Source organism: Bacillus sp. ISL-45, assembly GCF_018613195.1.
Classification (GTDB): Bacteria; Bacillota; Bacilli; order Bacillales; family Cytobacillaceae; genus Mesobacillus.
On sequence record NZ_JAGGQQ010000024.1, the window covers coordinates 1 to 20,843 of the forward strand.

The 20,843-nt window shown below is 42.8% G+C and carries 18 protein-coding genes and 3 tRNA genes; all 21 read left to right on the plus strand.

The genetic code is table 11. The features are described 5' to 3' along the window. Positions 1-581: 581 nt before the first annotated feature. Positions 582-1,682, plus strand: coding sequence for a redox-regulated ATPase YchF (gene ychF, locus J7E35_RS22140; protein WP_214784208.1), 1,101 nt, complete (start codon positions 582-584; stop codon positions 1,680-1,682). Positions 1,683-1,931: 249 nt separating this feature from the next. Then, on the plus strand, positions 1,932-2,219 hold the full coding sequence (rpsF, locus tag J7E35_RS22145; RefSeq protein WP_214784211.1) for a 30S ribosomal protein S6: 288 nt from the start codon (positions 1,932-1,934) through the stop codon (positions 2,217-2,219). A gap of 79 nt (positions 2,220-2,298) precedes the next feature. Beyond that, positions 2,299-2,790: a single-stranded DNA-binding protein gene (ssb, locus tag J7E35_RS22150; RefSeq protein WP_213369673.1), complete on the plus strand. Its 492-nt coding sequence runs from the start codon at positions 2,299-2,301 to the stop codon at positions 2,788-2,790. Positions 2,791-2,840: 50 nt separating this feature from the next. Continuing rightward, a complete protein-coding gene (gene rpsR, locus J7E35_RS22155) occupies positions 2,841-3,077 on the plus strand; it encodes a 30S ribosomal protein S18 (protein ID WP_031307629.1) in 237 nt (78 codons plus the stop codon). A gap of 332 nt (positions 3,078-3,409) precedes the next feature. After that, positions 3,410-4,351, plus strand: a complete 942-nt coding sequence (locus J7E35_RS22160) for a YybS family protein (protein WP_214784214.1) — start codon at positions 3,410-3,412, stop codon at positions 4,349-4,351. A 30-nt stretch (positions 4,352-4,381) separates the two neighbouring features. Next, positions 4,382-6,355 carry a DHH family phosphoesterase gene (locus J7E35_RS22165; RefSeq protein ID WP_214784217.1) on the plus strand — a complete coding sequence of 658 codons (1,974 nt, stop codon included), beginning with the start codon at positions 4,382-4,384 and terminating at the stop codon, positions 6,353-6,355. Continuing rightward, a complete protein-coding gene (gene rplI, locus J7E35_RS22170; protein WP_214784220.1) occupies positions 6,352-6,801 on the plus strand; it encodes a 50S ribosomal protein L9 in 450 nt (149 codons plus the stop codon). The genes J7E35_RS22165 and rplI overlap by 4 nt, the downstream gene beginning before the upstream one ends. Positions 6,802-6,922: 121 nt before the next feature. After that, positions 6,923-8,287, plus strand: coding sequence for a replicative DNA helicase (gene dnaB / locus J7E35_RS22175; protein WP_214784224.1), 1,365 nt, complete (start codon positions 6,923-6,925; stop codon positions 8,285-8,287). A gap of 215 nt (positions 8,288-8,502) precedes the next feature. Then, on the plus strand, positions 8,503-9,792 hold the full coding sequence (locus J7E35_RS22180) for an adenylosuccinate synthase (RefSeq protein ID WP_214784227.1): 1,290 nt from the start codon (positions 8,503-8,505) through the stop codon (positions 9,790-9,792). Positions 9,793-10,242: 450 nt separating this feature from the next. Then, positions 10,243-10,318: transfer RNA gene (locus J7E35_RS22185), tRNA-Lys, on the plus strand. 43 nt (positions 10,319-10,361) lie between these two features. After that, positions 10,362-10,433 (plus strand) — tRNA-Glu (locus tag J7E35_RS22190). 319 nt (positions 10,434-10,752) lie between these two features. Next, positions 10,753-10,825: transfer RNA gene (locus J7E35_RS22195), tRNA-Phe, on the plus strand. A gap of 384 nt (positions 10,826-11,209) precedes the next feature. Beyond that, the gene (locus J7E35_RS22200) at positions 11,210-12,685 is read left to right on the plus strand and encodes a M23 family metallopeptidase (protein WP_214784230.1); all 1,476 of its coding nucleotides are present in this window, start codon (positions 11,210-11,212) and stop codon (positions 12,683-12,685) included. A 283-nt stretch (positions 12,686-12,968) separates the two neighbouring features. Then, complete coding sequence (gene yycF, locus J7E35_RS22205) at positions 12,969-13,679, plus strand: response regulator YycF (protein WP_214784233.1); 711 nt, start codon at positions 12,969-12,971, stop codon at positions 13,677-13,679. An 8-nt stretch (positions 13,680-13,687) separates the two neighbouring features. Further along, positions 13,688-15,508, plus strand: a complete 1,821-nt coding sequence (gene walK / locus J7E35_RS22210; protein WP_214784236.1) for a cell wall metabolism sensor histidine kinase WalK — start codon at positions 13,688-13,690, stop codon at positions 15,506-15,508. Further along, positions 15,505-16,818 carry a YycH family regulatory protein gene (locus J7E35_RS22215; RefSeq protein ID WP_214784239.1) on the plus strand — a complete coding sequence of 438 codons (1,314 nt, stop codon included), beginning with the start codon at positions 15,505-15,507 and terminating at the stop codon, positions 16,816-16,818. The genes walK and J7E35_RS22215 overlap by 4 nt, the downstream gene beginning before the upstream one ends. Continuing rightward, a complete protein-coding gene (locus tag J7E35_RS22220; protein ID WP_214784242.1) occupies positions 16,805-17,599 on the plus strand; it encodes a two-component system regulatory protein YycI in 795 nt (264 codons plus the stop codon). Before J7E35_RS22215 ends, J7E35_RS22220 begins: the two co-directional genes overlap by 14 nt. A 6-nt stretch (positions 17,600-17,605) precedes the next feature. Then, complete coding sequence (locus tag J7E35_RS22225; protein WP_214784245.1) at positions 17,606-18,400, plus strand: MBL fold metallo-hydrolase; 795 nt, start codon at positions 17,606-17,608, stop codon at positions 18,398-18,400. A gap of 184 nt (positions 18,401-18,584) precedes the next feature. Further along, positions 18,585-19,808, plus strand: a complete 1,224-nt coding sequence (locus tag J7E35_RS22230; protein WP_214784248.1) for a S1C family serine protease — start codon at positions 18,585-18,587, stop codon at positions 19,806-19,808. 130 nt (positions 19,809-19,938) lie between these two features. After that, entirely contained in the window at positions 19,939-20,109 is a 171-nt protein-coding gene (locus J7E35_RS22235; protein WP_483297209.1) for a CxxH/CxxC protein, read from the plus strand. A 100-nt stretch (positions 20,110-20,209) separates the two neighbouring features. Continuing rightward, positions 20,210-20,689, plus strand: coding sequence for a 23S rRNA (pseudouridine(1915)-N(3))-methyltransferase RlmH (gene rlmH / locus J7E35_RS22240; protein WP_214735833.1), 480 nt, complete (start codon positions 20,210-20,212; stop codon positions 20,687-20,689). The last annotated feature ends 154 nt before the right edge of the window (positions 20,690-20,843 follow it).

Consider the following 20,843-nt stretch of genomic DNA (forward strand, 5'->3'; position numbering starts at 1 on the left):
CTTCTACCTTCATAAGGGTACGATTCAAGTGGAAAAATGCCCTTATGCGAGCCAATTCATCTTCATAAGGGTACGATTCAAGCGGAAAGATGCCCTTATGCGAGCCATTTGACCTTCATAAGGGTACGATTCAAGGAGAAAGATGCCCTTATGCGAGCCCTTCTACCTTCATAAGGGTACCATTCAAGGAGAAAGATGCCCTTATGCGAGCCCTTCCACCTTCATAAGGGTACGATTCAAGCGGAAAGATGCCCTTATGCAAGCCAATTCACCTTCATAAGGGTACGATTCAAGTGGAAAAATGCCCTTATGCGAGCCAATTCACCTTCATAAGGGTACCATTCAAGGAGAAAGATACCTTATGCAAGCCAATTCACCTTCATAAGGGTACCATTCAATAAGAAAGTCAAAGTACTGCTTCAATGTCAAGCCCTCAAGCTCTTGTCAGGCGCACCAAGGCGCTTGCGCTTTTCTTATAAGCTTGTCTTTTCCTTTCGTAATCTCTATAATTGTGAGAGGAAAAAATCGTTTAGGTGATTCTTGCTTGAATAGATACATTTTTAAATAGAGGAGTGACATGGATGGCCTTAACAGCAGGTATTGTTGGACTTCCTAACGTTGGGAAATCTACATTGTTTAATGCGATTACACAGGCTGGTGCTGAATCAGCCAACTATCCGTTCTGTACGATTGACCCGAATGTCGGAATCGTTGAGGTTCCTGACCATCGTTTAACTAAATTGACTGAGCTTGTACAGCCGAAAAAGACTGTACCGACTGCATTCGAATTCACTGATATTGCCGGAATCGTAAAAGGGGCGAGCAAGGGTGAAGGACTCGGAAACAAATTCCTTTCCCATATCCGCCAGGTAGATGCAATCTGCCAGGTTGTCCGCTGTTTTGCAGATGACAATATCACTCACGTAGCAGGTAAAGTAGATCCAATTTCTGATATCGAGGTTATTAACCTGGAATTGATTCTGGCTGACCTGGAATCTGTTGAAAAAAGAATCAGCCGCGTCGAGAAATTGGCTATGCAAAAGGATAAGGAAGCTTCTATTGAGTTTCCAATCCTTGCTCGCCTGCGCGATGCATTTGAAGCTGAACAACCAGCACGCGCAGTTGAATTCACTGACGAAGAAATGAAAATCGTTAAACATCTTCATTTGCTCACAATCAAGCCAATGTTATATGTAGCTAACGTAGGTGAAGAAGATGTCGCAGATCCAAGCGGAAATGAATACGTCCAGAAAGTCCGCGATTTTGCACAAAAAGACAATGCAGAAGTCATCGTTATCAGTGCCAAAATCGAAGAAGAAATCGCTGAGCTTGAAGGCGAAGAAAAGCAAATGTTCCTTGAGGAACTAGGAATTGAAGAATCAGGATTGGATCAGTTGATCCGTGCGGCTTACAGCCTGCTTGGACTGGCAACTTACTTCACAGCCGGTGTCCAGGAAGTCCGTGCATGGACATTCCGCCATGGCATGAAAGCACCTCAGTGTGCCGGTGTGATCCACTCTGATTTCGAGCGTGGATTCATCCGCGCAGAAACAGTCCACTATGATGACCTTCTTGCAGCCGGATCAATGGCAGCAGCCAAGGAAGCTGGTAAAGTACGCCTAGAAGGTAAAGAATACGAAGTAAAAGACGGAGACATCATCCACTTCCGCTTCAATGTATAATCCACTTATGCCCTGTTTTGATAGCAGGGCATTATTTTTCATTTCAACATTATTAATTATGGACAAAAATGCGAACATATGTTAGTATACTGTTATAGAAATCTATCACATAGAAATAGGGATAGCAGATTCTCTATACATGACATTGCCTTTGGATATGTTCTGTGATATAATTTCATCTTGTGAGTAATTAATCAATTACTCCTTGCCCTGTAATGGGGCCGTTTAGACCAAAAGGAGGTGACAGTGATGAGAAAGTACGAAATTATGTACATCATCCGCCCAAACATTGAAGAGGAAGCTAAAAAGGCTCTTACTGAGCGTTTCAGCTCAATCCTTTCAGAAAACGGTGCGGAAGTTGCAGAAGCTAAGGAATGGGGCAAACGCCGCCTAGCTTATGAAATCAATGATTTCCGTGATGGCTACTACCAGCTTGTTAAGGTAAACGCTACTCCGGCAGCAGTTGAGGAATTCTCTCGTCTTGCTAAGATCAACGAAGATATCCTTCGCCACATCGTAATTAAAGAAGAAGAATAATTAATGATATAAATATAAGCTTTCAGTGGAAGATGTTTCAAATTGGAACATTCAAGCTGGGGGGAAGGAGTTGATTCTGATGATGAATCGTGTCATTCTTGTTGGCCGTTTGACCAAGGATCCTGAATTACGTTTTACACCGAATGGAGTTGCGGTGGCTACTTTCACTCTTGCGGTAAATCGTTCATTTACCAACCAGCAGGGGGAAAGAGAAGCTGACTTCATCAACTGTGTGGTATGGCGCCGTCCAGCCGAAAACGTTGCTAACTTCTTGAAGAAGGGCAGCCTTGCAGGTGTTGATGGACGAGTTCAAACTCGCAGCTACGAAGGACAAGATGGTAAGCGTGTATACGTTACAGAAGTTCTTGCTGAGAGTGTTCAGTTCCTTGAGCCAAAAGGACAGTCTTCAGACAGAGGGGATAGCGGTTATTCCCGTCAAAATGATCAAGGTTCCCCATTCGGGAATCAGAATCAGAATCAACGCCAGAACCAAGGTTATACAAAAGTAGATGAAGATCCATTTGCAGGTGGCGGCCAGATCGACATTTCAGATGATGATCTTCCATTCTAATATAACTCGGACTTGAAATATAATACACAAGGAGGGAAATGACCATGGCAATGGGTGGACGCAGAGGCGGACGTGCAAAACGCCGTAAGGTTTGCTACTTCACAGCAAACGGAATCACTAAGATCGATTACAAAGACACAGATCTTTTGAAAAAATTCATCTCTGAGCGCGGTAAGATTTTACCACGTCGTGTAACTGGAACAAGCGCTAAGTATCAGCGTAAATTGACAGTTGCAATCAAACGTTCTCGTCAAATGGCATTACTGCCATACGTTTCAGGCGAATAAGGAACAGATTTTAAAAGGCAGCGGGGCATCCCGCTGCCTTTTATATTAGCTATTTATCACTTCGTTTGCTTGTCAGTGGTTTAGAAGCTAAAATAGTTCTTATCGGTAATTTTAAAAACGGTTGCTACTTTGGTTCAGGAAATTGTTATAATATCTAGCTTGAATCCTTAGGGCTGACCAATGCGCTTACGCATTTCTGTGTCTAGCTTCAGCGCCTAGCCTCTCGAGACGCTTCGATCCTGCCAATGAAGTCAAAGAACGACTTCACTGTCAGGCCCTCCAGCACTTGTCGAGGCTGACCAAGGCGCTTACGCATTTCGGTGAGGTGGATTATGAAAAATACATACAAGCTGACAGAAGGGGCTATCCTGTTGGCGATATTTTCGGTTTTATTATTGATCACTTTTTATATACCTGGTTTAGGGTTAATTGTGAACCTCTTTCTTTCTTTGCCGTTCTTATTTTTCGGGGCTAAGTATGACGGGAAAAGTACGGCTGTGTTTACGCTTGCAGCTGTATTATTATCCATGATTTTAGGGTCCCTCCTGGCAATCCCGCTAGCATTGGCGTATGGGACAACTGGTGCTGTGATGGGTTACATGGTCAAGAAAGGGAAAAGCAGATTTGCTGCATACATAGCTGGTTCCCTCGTGTTTCTTTTAAATTTAGTGGCACAATATGCATTGTCGGTTATTTTATTTAAAATCAATATTATCGAGGAACTGATGGAGGCTTTTCGAGTCTCTACCGACCAGGCGATCAAAATGCTGGAACAAATGGGGCAGACCCCTGATGAGAAACTCATTGAGCAATTTGAAACAATGATTGATATGATGGAAGTACTTATGCCGAGCATGTTCGTCATGGCTTCATTTTTGATTGTGTTCCTGCTTCAGCTTGTCTCGTTTCCATTCTTGAAGCGGTTTGGAATCAAGGTGCCAACCTGGCCTCCGTTCAGGGAGTTGAATCTGCCAAAGAGTATCTTATGGTACTATCTCATTACGATGATTGCAGCATTGATCATGCAGCCGGAAAAAGGAACATACTGGTTCTGGGTGATTTCCAATCTTACATTCATCCTGCAGATGCTGATGGTTCTCCAAGGGGTCTCATTAGTGTTTTATATAACACATATTAAAAAGTATCCTAAAGCTGTTCCAATCATCGTCATTGTCCTGGTGTTCCTCCTGCCATTTGTTCTTTATATTGTGAGGATATTAGGTATAATTGATTTAGGATTTGACTTAAGAAAACGTCTTGGGGAGAAGAAGTAATCAGAAACTAACGCTTTAGGAGCTGAGCACATGCCTTCTTATTTAGAGAGGCGGCAAATACGTTATCCATTGTATGGATTGATGGCCGTTACACTGGTGCTGATTGGATTTCTGTCTTACTATAACTGGATTATAGGAGCAGCAGGGGCCATTCTCACTGGCCTATTGATATATCTCATTTTTCAAGTGAACCATAAAATCAGGCAGGAGACGGAAGAGTATATTTCCACACTGTCTTATCGAGTTAAAAAAGTCGGCGAAGAAGCATTGATGGAAATGCCCATTGGGATCATGCTGATCAATGAAGACTATTATATTGAGTGGACAAATCCTTTCATAGCTGCATGTTTCAATGAAGACTCTCTTGTAGGCAAATCGCTTTATGATGTTGCCGATGCAGTCATTCCGTTGATCAAGCAAGAGGTGGAAACAGAAATCATCACTCTTCACGACCGGAAGTTCAGGGTTATCCATAAACCAGAGGAACGCCTGCTCTACTTTTTCGATGTGACCGAACAGGCAGAAATCGAAAAAATGTACCGTGATGAGCGCACGGTCATTTCAATCATTTATCTCGATAACTATGAGGAACTGACACAAGGAATGGATGACCAGACGAAAAGCAGTTTGAACAGTCTTGTCACTTCCATTTTAAATAAATGGGCGACCAATAACGGGGTATTCCTCAAAAGGGTTTCTTCAGAACGATTCATCGCTGTTTTTAGTGAGCATATCCTCCAGCTGCTGGAAAAAGGGAAGTTCTCGATCCTTGATGAAGTAAGGGAAACGACATCGAAGCAAAATGTCCCGTTAACTTTGAGCATTGGTGTTGGCACAGGGTATTCATTGCTTCCTGAGCTCGGAACTCAGGCACAGTCCAGCCTGGACCTGGCTTTGGGGCGCGGCGGTGACCAGGTGGCGATCAAACAGCCTAATGGCAAAGTTAAGTTTTATGGCGGCAAGACGAATCCTGTTGAAAAACGGACAAGGGTAAGGGCACGCGTCATTTCTCATGCATTGAAGGAATTGGTGGTCGAGAGTGACAAGGTCTTAATCATGGGACATAAGAATCCTGATATGGATGCCATCGGTTCGGCGATTGGGATTCTCAAAGTTGCGCAGATGAATAAGCGTGAAGGTTTTATTGTCTATAATAAAAATGAAATTGATACAGGTGTACAACGGCTGATGGATGAGATTAAGGAAAATGAATCTCTCTACTCCAGGTTCATTTCTCCCGAACAGGCGTATGAAATTGCTTCTGATGATACATTGCTTGTCGTTGTCGATACGCATAAACCGTCGCTTGTAATTGATGAGAGATTATTGAACCGGATAGAGAACGTTATCGTGATCGACCACCATCGCCGGGGAGAGGAATTCATTAAGAATCCTTTGCTCGTCTATATGGAGCCTTATGCTTCATCGACAGCTGAACTCGTGACAGAATTGCTGGAATATCAGCCAAAGAACGGTAAAATTCAAATGCTGGAGGCTACTGCTTTATTGGCGGGAATCATCGTCGATACTAAAAGCTTCACATTAAGGACCGGGGCCAGGACATTCGATGCTGCTTCATACCTGCGCAGCCATGGTGCGGACACCATTCTGGTCCAGAAGTTTTTAAAGGAAGATATTAATACGTATATCAGAAGAGCGAAAATCATAGAGAATGTTTACTTTTACCGGGATGGCATTGTCATTTCAAAAGGAGCTGATGATGTATACTCCGATCATGTGTTGATAGCCCAGGCGGCAGATACACTGTTGACGATGGATGGAGTGTCCGCATCATTTGTCATCTCAAAAAGATCTGAGGATACCATTGGCATCAGCGCAAGGTCACTTGGCGACATCAATGTCCAGGTGATCATGGAAAATCTCGAAGGTGGCGGGCATTTAACCAATGCTGCGACACAAATGTATGATATAACTACGGATGAGGCAGAAACACTTTTGCAAAATACAATAGATGATTATTTAGAAGGGGGACAAAAAGAATGAAAGTAATCTTTTTGAAGGACGTTAAAGGAAAAGGTAAAAAAGGCGAAATCAAAAATGTGGCAGATGGCTACGCGCACAATTTCCTGATCAAACAGGGTCTTGCAGTTGAAGCAAATCAGGCTGCTATGAGTTCCCTTAACGCGCAACAGAAGAAAGAAGAGAAAATAGCTGAGCAGGAGCTAGAAGATGCGAAAGCCCTGAAAGAAAAGCTGGAAAAAGTTACAGTAGAATTATCTGCTAAATCTGGCGAAGATGGCCGTCTTTTCGGATCAATCACTAGCAAGCAGATTGCAGATGAACTGCAAAAAGCAAATGGAATCAAGCTTGATAAGCGTAAAATTGAGCTTCAGGATGCAATTCGTACACTTGGATACACAAAGGTTCCAGTCAAGCTTCATAAAGATGTACAGGCAACCTTGAACGTCCATGTAAAAGAAGGAAAATAATTTACAGTTCCATATAGCCGTAAACATGATAAAATAATATAGTTACAGAAATAGGTGATCGGTTTTGCTGGTCACTTTTTTTCAATTCGTAAAGAGAGTCGCTTTGTAAGGGGGCAGGCAGATGAGTGAATTATTCGCGGATCGACTTCCGCCGCAAAATATGGAAGCGGAACAAGCCGTACTTGGCGCAATTTTTTTAGAGCCATCAGCTTTAACTCTTGCTTCAGAACTTTTATTACCCGAAGACTTTTACCGTGTTGCACACCAGAAAATTTTCAATGTGATGCTGGATTTAAATGATAAAGGCAAAGCCATCGACCTGGTGACCGTCACCGAGGAATTGGCCTCATCCAAGCTGATTGAAGATGTTGGAGGCGTCAGCTATTTAAGTGAATTGGCTGCATCCGTTCCGACGGCTGCTAATATAGAGTATTATGCTAGAATCGTAGAAGAGAAATCACTGCTGAGAAGGCTGATCCGCACAGCATCAGGCATCGCTGAAGATGGCTATATGCGTGAGGATGAAGTCGAAGCCTTGCTTGCCGAAGCAGAAAAGAACATCATGGAGGTTGCCCAGCGTAAAGGCGGAGGAGCTTTCCATAATATAAAAGATGTCCTGGTCAGGACATACGATAACATTGAAGAAATGCATAACCGTCAAGGGGATATCACCGGCCTTGAGACTGGATTTACCGAGCTTGACCGAATAACGGCAGGCTTTCAGCGAAACGATTTAATCATCGTTGGCGCACGTCCATCTGTCGGTAAAACAGCATTTGCCTTGAATATCGCTCAGAACGTTGCGAAAAAGACAGGAGAAAATGTTGCGATCTTCAGTTTGGAGATGGGGGCAGAACAGCTTGTCATGCGTGTTCTTTGTGCTGAAGGCAATATCGATGCCCAAAGGCTGCGTACAGGTTCCCTGACTGATGAAGACTGGGGCAAATTGACGATGGCAATGGGAAGCCTGTCGAATACAGGGATTTTCATTGATGATACTCCTGGTGTCAAAATTACCGATATCAGGTCAAAATGCCGTCGCCTCAAGCAGGAACATGGACTGGGCATGATCATGATTGACTATCTGCAACTAATCCTTGGGAGCGGACGCGCCGGTGAAAACCGCCAGCAGGAAGTATCCGAGATATCCCGTTCACTAAAGCAACTTGCGCGTGAATTGCAGGTGCCTGTCATCGCGCTGTCCCAGCTTTCCCGTGGAGTGGAACAGCGACAGGACAAGCGTCCGATGATGTCCGATATCCGTGAATCCGGTTCAATCGAGCAGGATGCCGATATCGTAGCCTTCCTTTACCGTGATGACTACTATGACAAGGAATCCGAAGACAAGAACATCATTGAAATCATCATTGCCAAGCAGCGTAACGGCCCGGTAGGAACCGTAAAGCTGGCATTCGTAAAAGAATACAATAAATTCGTCAATATAGAGAATCGATATGACGAATCGTACGCTCCACCAGGGGCATAATGAGAATTGACCGTATAGGTTGATTCTCTTTTTTTATCTCAATTATCTGGCAGTGCCTTGATTTAAGCCATGTAGCATGCGGATTTATACGAACGAATTAAATGAAATATAAATTTAATGTTCGTGTTTAATTGACTTCTAGTTGTGTTTACTGGTAAACTTTATATGTTTGAAACGGAAAAAAATAACCGTATACCTTTGGAGGTGCTTTTTATATGTCATCCGTAGTAGTAGTAGGGACACAATGGGGAGACGAAGGAAAAGGGAAGATTACAGACTTCCTATCAGAGAATGCCGAAGTGATTGCCCGTTACCAGGGAGGTAACAACGCAGGACATACAATAAAGTTCAATGGTGAAACATATAAATTGCATTTGATTCCATCTGGGATTTTTTATAAAGATAAAACCAGTGTCATCGGCAACGGAATGGTTGTGGATCCAAAAGCGCTGGTGAAGGAACTTGCTTACCTTCACGACAAAGATGTCACAACGGACAATTTGCGCATCAGCAACCGTGCTCATGTCATCCTTCCGTATCACTTGAAGCTTGATGAGGTGGAAGAAGCGAGCAAGGGTGCCAATAAAATTGGTACGACCAAGAAGGGAATCGGCCCTGCATATATGGACAAGGCTGCACGTACTGGAATCCGGATTGCAGATTTGCTGGACCGAGAAGTATTTGAGGAAAAGCTTTCCCGAAACCTGGAAGAAAAGAATCGCCTGTTTGAACGAATTTACGAAACAGAAGGCTTCAAGCTTGAAGATATATTGGATGAGTACTTTGAATATGGACAGCAAATCAAGGATTATGTTGTCGACACATCCGTCGTTCTGAACGATGCGTTGGACGAAGGACGCCGAGTGCTATTTGAAGGTGCTCAGGGAGTCATGCTCGACATCGACCAGGGTACATATCCATTTGTTACTTCTTCTAATCCAGTTGCTGGCGGTGTGACAATTGGTTCAGGAGTTGGGCCAACGAAAATCACTCATATTGTCGGCGTATCTAAAGCATATACAACGCGTGTCGGTGATGGCCCATTCCCTACAGAGCTTGACAACGAAATCGGCTATCAGATACGAGAAGTCGGCCGTGAATATGGTACAACTACAGGCCGTCCGCGCCGCGTCGGCTGGTTCGACAGTGTTGTCGTCCGCCATGCCCGCCGTGTCAGCGGAATCACGGACCTATCTTTGAACTCAATTGATGTTTTGACTGGAATCGAAACACTTAAAATTTGTGTAGCCTATCGCTATAAAGGCGAATTGATCGAAGAATTCCCGGCAAGCCTCAAGACACTCGCTGAATGTGAGCCAGTCTACGAGGAGCTGCCAGGCTGGACAGAAGACATCACAGGCGTAAAATCACTTGATGAACTGCCAGAAAACGCAAGACACTATCTTGAACGTATTTCACAGCTGACAGGCATCCCATTGTCCATCTTCTCAGTCGGCCCTGACCGCACTCAGACAAATGTTGTTCGCAGCCCTTGGAGATCATAATTTTTACACATCCCCCGTTCCTTCTAGAACGGGGGATTGTTTTTTTACTTGTAAAACGAATCAGCTATTTTCCAGTTCGCGGAATTCCAGGGTGAATTTGCGGAAATAAACTGTATTTATAGAATCCATAACGATAATGAGCATTGAATATAAACAATAGGGGCACTGTTTGCGAAGAAAATTCAATTATAAAAGAAAAAAGCAAAAAAAATAAAAAAAACATATACAAACTATAAAATGCTATGGTAATATAAACAACGTTGTCACTAATTCGACAAAAAATGATATTTCCTATACGAGCCATTAGCTCAGTCGGTAGAGCAAGTTGCTCACATCCTTGAAAAACTTCTGCGGCAACTTGCGAGAAGGACCGTAAGGTCGTTCGAGCATCGCAGATGCGAAAAACAAACTATCTAGGGTTTACAAAACTAGGTGTACTCCTTTCTATACGAGCCATTAGCTCAGTCGGTAGAGCATCTGACTTTTAATCAGAGGGTCGAAGGTTCGAGTCCTTCATGGCTCACCAAGTTTTTTTCACGGTAGTGAAAATAACTTTCATTTTAATATTCGGCCCCTTGGTCAAGCGGTTAAGACACCGCCCTTTCACGGCGGTAACACGGGTTCGAATCCCGTAGGGGTCACTTAGTTTTTTTCGCAAAGGCGAAAATAAACATCCTTAAAAACGCGTAGCATCCTTAGAACGCGAAAGCGAAAATAAACGTACATAAAATCACCACAGCTGTTTTTCTGGAAACAACTTATTATCGTGGCTCAGTAGCTCAGTCAGTTGCTTGCTTCTCCGAATAAGCATCTGCGGCAACTTGCGAGAAAAACCGAGAGGTTTTTTGAGCACATTATCCATGTTAAACTGTATTCAGCGGCAACCTGCGAGAAAGACCGCAAGGTCATTCGAGCAAAGGACCTAAACCAATCAAAGTTTAGGAAACAACTTATTATCATGGCTCAGTAGCTCAGTCGGTAGAGCAAAGGACTGAAAATCCTTGTGTCGGCGGTTCGATTCCGTCCTGAGCCATTAAAAAAGGGAGCGTGTCATATGACATGCTCTCTTTTTTTTGTAACATTTATGTAATATAAATGTGAATTTCCTATTTTTAACATGTTTGTATTGCTATTAACAACGTTGTTCAATAACAATCCTTCTAAAGTAGGAGAATATCTTGATATTACTAGGTTTTTGGATTATTTTTATTTTCTGACATAGGAAAATAGACCGATGTCTAATACCATTTAACTGACAAATATCGTAATTAAATGTCAGCTATTATACATTTTTGTTACATAATGAAGACTAGTCTTCCCAATGATACATTATATGGTAAAGTATAGAGGTACAATTATCAGATAATAGTTATTTAGAACTAGACTAATAGTGTTTGACCGTTGTAGGAGGATCAGGATGAATAATTTTAAACATAGGCTGTCCAATCTTGCCGGCAAAACATCTAGAGAGATGAAGCCAGCAATTAAAAAGTCAATTATGGCTGCAGTAACTGTAGCTGCGTTGTCTTTTGGTGCAGGCAATGCACATGCTGCTGAGTCTGACTTAACAACAGTGTATTATGTGTATGTAAATGATAAATTTGTAGGAACTGTAGCAGATAAATCACAAGTAGAACAGCTGGTAGAAGACAAGTTGGCATCCGTGAAGAAGGAATACGCTGATCTTGATGTCGAGCTGGAATTAGACGTATCTTTTATTCCTGAGCAGGTGTTCAGCTCAGCTGCCAATGCAAATACAAGTGAAGTAATCGAAGTACTTAAAGACGAGATGACTGTCCAGGCCGAAGCGTCAGCTCTTGTGATTGGTGATAATCCAGTGGCATATGTAAAAGATGCTGAAGCTGCAAAGGAAGTCCTTAGGGTATTAATGCTCGAACACGTTACTGAAGAAGAGTTAGCTGAGGTGGAGAGTAGAAAAGAATCTCCTAATCTACCAGTACCCGAAGTAAAAGAAAATGAAACTCGTATATTAGACGTTTATTTAACTCAAGAAGTTTCACATTCGGCTGAAAAAGTTGATCCTGAAAAAGTTCTTTCTGTAGAGGAAGCTGTCCAGCTCTTTAAAAAGGGTACTTTAGAGGAACAGAAGTACCAGGTTAAAGAAGGAGATGTGTTGGGGAGCATTGCCAATTCACATAACCTGCAGCTTGCTGAATTGCTTTCTTTGAATGAAGGTCTAACTGAAGACGCTGTACTAAAACCAGGACAGGAATTGAATGTGACTGTCTTGAAACCTTTCGTTGAGGTCGTCGTCGATCGCCAGGTTTATGAACAAAGAGAAGTGCCTTTCGAAAGAGAAATCAAAGAAGACTCATCTATGTTCAAGGGAGATACGAAGAAACAGCAGGAAGGCAAGGCTGGCATGAATGGCATCACCTATTCTGTGTCAGAACAAAATGGCAGGGTAACCAAGAAGGAAGTCATTAATGAAGTCGTACTGGAAGAGCCTGTGAAGGAAATCATCATTAAAGGTACCAAGATTGTTCCTTCACGCGGAGATGGAACTTTTGTCTGGCCGACAAATGGCGGGTATGTATCCAGCAGGCAGGGCTATCGATGGAGCAGGATGCATAAAGGAATTGATATCGCAAGGCCTAGTAACTACACAATCAAAGCTGCTGATAATGGAAGGGTCGTATACGCTGGTAACAGCGGTGATGGGTATGGGAATAAAGTCATCATCGATCACCAAAACGGCTATCGCACAATGTATGCCCACCTTGCATCGATCTCGGTAAGCGCAGGCCAGTCAGTTTCTAGCGGTTCGAAAATCGGTGTCATGGGAAGGACAGGTAATTCCACCGGTATCCATCTTCATTTTGAAGTATATAATAATGGCAAGATTATCGATCCGTTGTCTAAATTACCTTAACCTATACGTAAAGTCTCTAGTCAAACTAGGGACTTTTTTCATTAGTTGTTTTGCCCTTTAGAAGTGAGGAGTAGTGAGTTTTATAATCCCAAGCATGAAAATAATCCTGTCAGTTTATTGTTATGGGCAGGATTGGTACAATTGGGAAGAGAAGAATTAGAAGTTATATAACAGATAAATTCAGTTTTTCTCTGTTTTAAAGTAAAATAGATAAGATAGCTTTTTTAAAGAGAGAAGAATTATTTATATATGATTGTCAATTTGGCTTAAAAGGAGAATTGGTATGGAGAAAAAGATACTGGTAGTAGACGATGAAAAACCAATTGCAGATATTTTACAGTTCAATCTTAAAAAAGAGGGTTACGATGTTTACTGTGCATATGATGGGAACCAGGCTGTTGAAATGGTGGAGGAAGTTCAGCCAGATTTGATCCTGCTGGATATCATGCTGCCTATGCGTGATGGTATGGAAGTTTGCCGTGAGGTCCGCAAAAAATACGAAATGCCGATTATCATGCTGACTGCTAAAGACTCTGAAATTGATAAAGTCCTCGGACTTGAACTAGGTGCGGATGATTATGTCACGAAGCCATTCAGCACAAGGGAATTGATTGCCAGGGTAAAAGCGAACCTGCGCCGTCATCAGCAGATTGCAACCAAAGAAGATGAACAGGAAGAATCTAATGAAATTTCGGTTGGCTCGTTAACGATCCACCCGGATGCTTATGTTGTTTCCAAAAGAGGAGAAACGATTGAATTGACACATCGTGAATTCGAACTTCTCCATTATCTGGCCAAGCATATTGGACAAGTCATGACAAGGGAGCACCTGCTGCAAACGGTATGGGGCTATGACTATTATGGAGATGTCCGAACAGTAGACGTAACGGTAAGACGTCTGCGTGAAAAAATTGAGGATAATCCAAGCCACCCGACATGGATCGTGACAAGACGAGGAGTAGGATACTATTTGAGAAACTCTGAGCAGGAGTAAGCACAGGGATGAAAAAGGTAGGTTTCTTTCGATCCATTCATCTTAAATTTGTGATTATATATGTCCTTCTTATTCTCGTTGCCATGCAAATTATCGGAGTTTACTTTGTCCGCAAACTTGAGACGACCCTGATGACGAATTATCAGGAGTCTATAAAATCCCGTGTGGACCTGCTGGTTTATGATATACAGGAAGAACTGGTCAAGGAGCGCGGAAAGGAAGATCCCACAAAAGAGGAAGCGATCAGGGAGATCTTAAGGGATTATAAAGCCAATGATATTTCTGAAATCCGGGTAATTGACGGGAGCAGCTTTAAAATACTTGGCACATCAAGCCTTAGCAATCAAGGGATGGTGGGACAGAGGACGCCTGATGTCAAAATCAAGCGTTCAATCATCTTTGAAGAAGATGAAGACGGCATCCAGTTGAAAGATAATGATAGGGTTTGGGTACTGTCCACACCTATCATGCATAATAGTGAAGCCATAGGGGCTGTCTATCTTGTAGCCCAGATTGATCATATCTTTAAGCAGATGAATGATATCAATAAAATCCTGGCTACCGGAACAGCCATTGCCCTGATATTCACAGCTATTTTGGGAGTCTTGCTGGCACAGACGATTACGAGGCCGATCTCAGATATGCGTAAACAGGCACTGGCCATGACGCGCGGTAATTTTTCCAGGAAGGTTAAAGTCTATGGTTATGATGAAATCGGACAGCTCGCGATTACTTTCAACAACCTTACGAAAAAATTGCAAGAGGCACAGGCAACAACTGAAGGGGAGAAAAGGAAGCTTTCCTCTGTCATTTCCTATATGACCGACGGTGTCATTTCGACAGACCGCAAAGGGCGCATTATCCTGATCAATGACCCTGCTGCACAGATGCTTGGTGTTCCACGTGAAACAATTCTGTCACAGCCATTGGTTTCTGTACTTGGTCTGGATGAAAATTATACTTTTGAAGATTTACTGCAGGAGAAAGAGTCAATCGTCCTTGATTACAGTACGAAAAGCAAGCCATTTATCCTTCGGGCAAACTTTTCTGTGATTCAGAAGGAAAGCGGCTTTGTGAATGGATTGATTGCTGTCCTGTACGATATTACGGAACAAGAAAAAATTGATATGGAAAGACGAGAATTTGTTGCGAATGTTTCCCATGAACTGCGGACTCCGCTGACAACGATGCGCAGCTATCTTGAGGCGTTAGCGGAAGGAGCATGGAGAGATGAGGAAATTGCTCCAAACTTCCTTGAGACTACCAGAGGTGAAACAGAGCGGATGATCCGGCTTGTTAACGATTTGCTGCAGCTTTCAAAACTGGATAGTGTGGATTATCGCCTTTCAAAGGAATGGGTCAACTTCCCGGTCTTCTTTAACAGGATCATTGACCGGTTCGAAATGACGAAGGAGCAAAATGTGTCTTTCAAAAGGGAAATTACAGAGGATGCGATTTTCGTAGAAATAGATGAAGATAAAATCACGCAAGTTCTCGATAATATCATTTCTAATGCCATGAAGTATTCGCCAGAGGGCGGGACCATCACGTTCAGGGTAAAAGAGCTGGATGACCAGATTGTTGCGAGCATCTCGGACGAAGGTGTTGGGATTCCAAAAGATAATCTTGATAAAATTTTTGACCGTTTTTACCGTGTCGATAAAGCCAGGACCAGAAAACTTGGCGGGACAGGCCTTGGACTGGCGATTGCCAAAGAAATGGTCAATGCCCATGGCGGCAGAATTTGGGCTGAAAGTGTAGAAGGCAAAGGAACAACCGTTCAATTTACTCTTCCTTATGACCGGAGTGCAGAGGATGATTGGTCATGACATATGAAAATATAAAATCAGTTATTTTAGCATTTCTCGTTGCTTTGAGTGGTCTCTTAACCTGGAATATTTGGACTTACCAGCCGGATTATGAGTTAGTCAATAATCAAAAAACGGTCGAAGAAGTGAATATTGCTACACAGAAGGAACTTAAGAAAATCGTTAAACCACACCAGATCATTTATCATGCGGGCGGCAAACAGTATGGCTCTGTAGACAATAGCCATATTGATGATATCATTGGTGTCATTTCAAAATGGAAGTACTTTGATATGGAACAATATCCCGGGCGGATCAGTGAATTTAATGAAAGAATAGCCCTGGGAGACAATACCGAGATCATTTTTCCAGATGAGGTACCAATCGAACTCTATAAAAGAGTATTGAATATTGACGAGAAGAATATCCCGAAGTTTGATTTCGACCGGATCATTATCAATTCAGAAACCCAGCAGAAACAAGAGGGAATTGTCTATTTTTATTCGCAAAAGAACCAGGAAGTCTATGTCAGCAATGTCAGTCCTTCCTATATCAATAGTTTTACTAATAAATACTATGATTCTGCAAGAAGGCTGACGCCATATTTCCTTTATACAGTTTCAGACATCAGGAAAATCTATCTGCCAACCGAAGAAGTGAAAATGGTGATGCATACCTATTACCAAAATCCACTGGATTCAGAACAGTTCAAGGAAGCGCTATTCACGGACCCAAGTTTTGTTCAGCGCAGCATGGTTGATGGCGTGGAGGAATATACCGATGATGCCAGCAAAATGATCGTGGATACGCAAACCAATATGATAAACTACGTGAATCCGGTCCGGTCCGGTGATTCGGTTATCGGAACGAACAATGTTTTACAGAAAAGCATAGAGTTCGTGAATAGTCATGGCGGCTGGACGGAGACTTACCGTTATGTTTATAAGGATGATTTTAACCAGAATGTCCTATTCCGCCTTTACAGCAAGGAAGGATATCCTGTGTTCAACCAGATAGGAATGTCCGAGATTTATCAACAGTGGAGACAATCGGAAATCAGCAGGTATGTACGCCCTGGATTCCATCTGGAGCTGCCGTTGAATCCGGATGTCGTCACAAAGACATTGCCGTCTGGATATGAAGCGCTGGAATACCTGCAAAGCAAGAAGGATTTTAAGATGGAGCTGCTTCAAAACCTTATGCCAGGCTATTACATGACACAGGGACCAGAAAATTCATTGATCCTGTTGGAGCCCGGCTGGTTCTATTTATATGATCAGCAGTGGAGGCAGCTGATATGGGAGGAGGAATTGAATAATGGATTGGAGTAGGATCAAGACAATCTTTATTCTTACTTTCCTCGTCCTCGATGTCTATCTTGTATATCAGTTCATGAATACGAGGGATGCTGCCCAATACGAAATTCCAAAGGAAGCGACCCTGGAGGAAAAGCTGAAGAACGATGATATCACCTATGTTGAACTTCCTGATGTTAAAAAGAAAGAACAGTATCTTAGTGTCAGGACGAAAGTGTTCACAACCGAGGAGATGGCAAAGATCAAAGGCCAGGCAGTCAGCCTTGGGGACGGGACATCTATTGAAGCTAAGCTGGAAAAGCCGTTTAAATTAACGAGCAAGTTCCAGCCAGCCGAGCTGTCCGATTTTATAAGAACGAACATTTTCGCTGGTGAACAGTATAAGTTCTGGAATAAGAATGAAGAGGAAAAAACGATCACCTATTACCAGGAACATGATAATAAGACATTTTACTATAACAGCAATGCGAAATTGACGTTCTATTTCAACGAAAATAATGAAGTGACTTCGTATAAGCAAACGTATGTGGAGATCATCGATGAGCTCTCGGATGCAGAAGAATTGCTGCCGCCATTAAGGGCGCTGGAAACTCTATATAAAAAAGGTTTAATCAAGCCGAAGAGTGAAATTACCGATATTGAATTAGGATATTCCACTCTTGTTTCACTGACTGCATCGCATGTCGTGACACCGACGTGGAGAGTTGAAGTCAATGGCAAGGAGAACCTTTTTGTTCATGCATTCGAAGGCCGGGTCATCCCGTTGTCCGACGGAGAAAATAAAATGACGGAGTGAAGAGATATGAGTTTGCATTTTAGTGTTCTCGCCAGCGGGAGTACGGGAAATGCGATCTATGTGGAGACGGAGGGACAATCCTTTTTGGTGGATGCTGGATTGAGCGGCAAACAGATGGAGGCATTATTCAAGCAAATTGGCCGTGATATAAAGGACCTCTCAGGTATATTAGTGACGCATGAACATAGCGATCATATAAAAGGCATAGGAATCGTTGCCCGTAAGTATAAGCTGCCAATCTATGCGAATGAAAAAACATGGAAAGCGATGGACGGCTTGATTGGGGAAGTCCCGCTTGAGCAGAAATTCTCTTTTGACATGGAAACCGTGAAAACCTTCGGCGGCCTGGATATTGAATCCTTCGGTGTCTCACATGACGCGGCCGAGCCGATGTTCTACGTCTTCCATAAAGACGGCAAAAAACTGGTGCTCATCACAGACACAGGCTATGTCAGCGACCGGATGAAAGGAATCATATCCAATGCTGATGCCTATGTGTTTGAAAGCAACCATGATGTCCAGATGCTGAGGATGGGAAGATATCCATGGAGTGTCAAGCGCCGGATCCTTAGCGACTATGGCCATGTCTCGAATGAGGATGCAGCTGTCGCTATGAGCGAAGTGGCAGGGGATAATACGAAACGGATTTATCTGGCTCATTTAAGCACAGATAACAATATGAAGGACCTTGCAAGGATGTCAGTCGCCCAAACTCTTGAAGGCAAAGGCATCTTAGTAGGGGAGCAGTTCGATTTGCTTGATACAGATCCAAAGACCCCAACCCCTCTGACAACTATTTAAGTTGTTTAGGGCAATGAATGAATAGGTAAAGGAGTAAAGGCATCCAGATTGGATGCTTTTGCTCCTTTTTAATTTCCAGGTGAATAGAGGGGCTTATGATTTAGAAATTTTCGTTACTGATAGTATAATAATCTATATAAAAATAACTAACGTATCTATTGGTCAATGAAAGGATTGGTGGACATTGGGTTATTATGATCAAGATTATCAAAGCCGGTATAAACCGCAAAATAGCAGGAAAGGCAGCTTTTGGGCCAGCCTGGCAGGCGCAGTCATAGGTGCATTATTGGTGATCTTCTCGATTCCCTTATTATCTAACTTGGGTGTGCTGCCATATAAAATAGAACCTAAAAATCAAACAGCAGTAACCGATGAAGAGCCTGCTGAAGAAGGCAATACAACTAAAAAAAATGTATCGATTGATGTTTACTCGCAAATCACTGAGGCGGTAGACAAGGCAGGAGATGCAGTAGTCGGAATTACGAATATCCAGGAAAGCACGAGCTTCTGGGGGCAATCGCAGGAATCAGGCGGAACGGGATCTGGCGTCGTTTATAAAAAGGAAGGTGACAAAGCCTATATTGTCACAAACCATCATGTTGTGGCTGAAGCCTCCGAACTTGAGGTCAGCCTGATAGACGGAACAAAAATACCTGCCAAGCTTTTAGGAAGCGATATCTGGACTGACCTGGCTGTATTGGAAGTCCCAGCCGACCAGATTAAAGTCGTTGCTGAATTTGGCAATTCTGACAATCTGAAACCAGGTGAACCAGTCATCGCAATCGGTAATCCGTTGGGGCTTACTTTTTCAGGATCCGTTACACAGGGAATCATCTCTGGTTTGGAACGGGCGATTCCAGTCGATATCAATCAGGACGGAACTCCCGATTGGCAGGCAGAAGTTTTACAGACAGACGCTGCGATTAATCCTGGAAACAGCGGAGGAGCTTTGATTAATATCGATGGCCAGGTGGTTGGCATTAATTCGATGAAGATTGCCCAGAGTGCTGTAGAAGGAATCGGTTTATCCATTCCAATCAATTACGCTGCGCCAATCATTGAGGATCTGGAGAAGACAGGAGAAGTACAGAGGCCATTCATGGGCGTGGAATTAGCATCCGTAAATGAGATATCATCCTATCACCAGCAAAATACATTGAAGCTGCCTAAGGATGTAAACTATGGTGTCGCCATCAGAGGCGTACAGCCAAATTCACCAGCGGCACAGGCAGGATTGAAGGAGTATGACGTCATTGTCGAAATGGATGGCGAGGAAATCCGAGATGTTGTTGATCTCCGCAAGCATCTTTACAACAAAAAGAAGGTTGGCGACGAGATGCAAATCAAGTATTATCGAAATGGCCAGTTGGAAGAAACGACAATGAAGCTCGGCGGAGAAACTTTATAGTGTTGTAGATAAAACAGGGGGCGGAATGCTTCCTGTTTTTTTGTGGTAAAATGGTCATTGTGGATAAATTTAAAAGTCAGATTAAGCAAATGATAATAATATAAAAAGAAGCTGAAAAGAAGCTGAAAGGATGAGTTTTATGAAGTATTGCTGCGGTGAACATGTAGAATTGGCGCTGGATGAAGCGGTTGATGAATTTGAAACTGCACCTCAATTAACGAAATTAGAGGCTGTTGATAAGTCGGAGTTTGTCTGTGGATACTGTGGACAACCTGCTGTATATATTGTGGCGAACGAATGATCGCCTACTAAATGTGGATATCGATGTGAATATGTGGATAACTCCTGTGGATAAGTTGTTTGTAAACTGTTTGTAATCTGTTTGTAAAGTAGGGATGGCTGTGAATATCTCAATCGTAACGGTTGGAAAATTAAAAGAAAAATACCTGAAGCAGGGGATTGAGGAGTACTTAAAACGACTTGGAAGCTATGCGAAAGTGGAAGTCATTGAGGTACCGGATGAAAAAGCACCTGAGGAATTGAGCGATACTGAGATGATCCAGGTCAAGCAAAAGGAAGGCGAGCGAATCCTCGCGAAAATTGGTCCAGATACATTTGTTATCGCTTTGGCCATTAATGGAAAACTTAAATCATCAGAAGAGCTCGCAGATACTCTCGATAAACTGGCGACGTACGGAAAAAGCAAAATCGCTTTTGTCATCGGAGGATCCCTCGGGCTGAGCGATGAAGTTTTAAAGAGAGCAGATGAACAGCTAAGCTTTTCGAAGATGACCTTCCCGCACCAGCTGATGCGGCTGATCCTCGTTGAGCAAATTTATCGGGCTTATAGGATAAATCGTGGTGAACCTTACCATAAGTAGAGGAGATTTTAACCAAATGCCTCTCCTTAAGATTGGGAGAGGCTAGAATAAAAATTATAGGAATGGTATTTCGAATGATAAAGTAAATGGATTGACAATTGTAAGGATTCTATTAAACTAAAATTAGTTCTAGCCACGAGTTTTTCTCAAAATA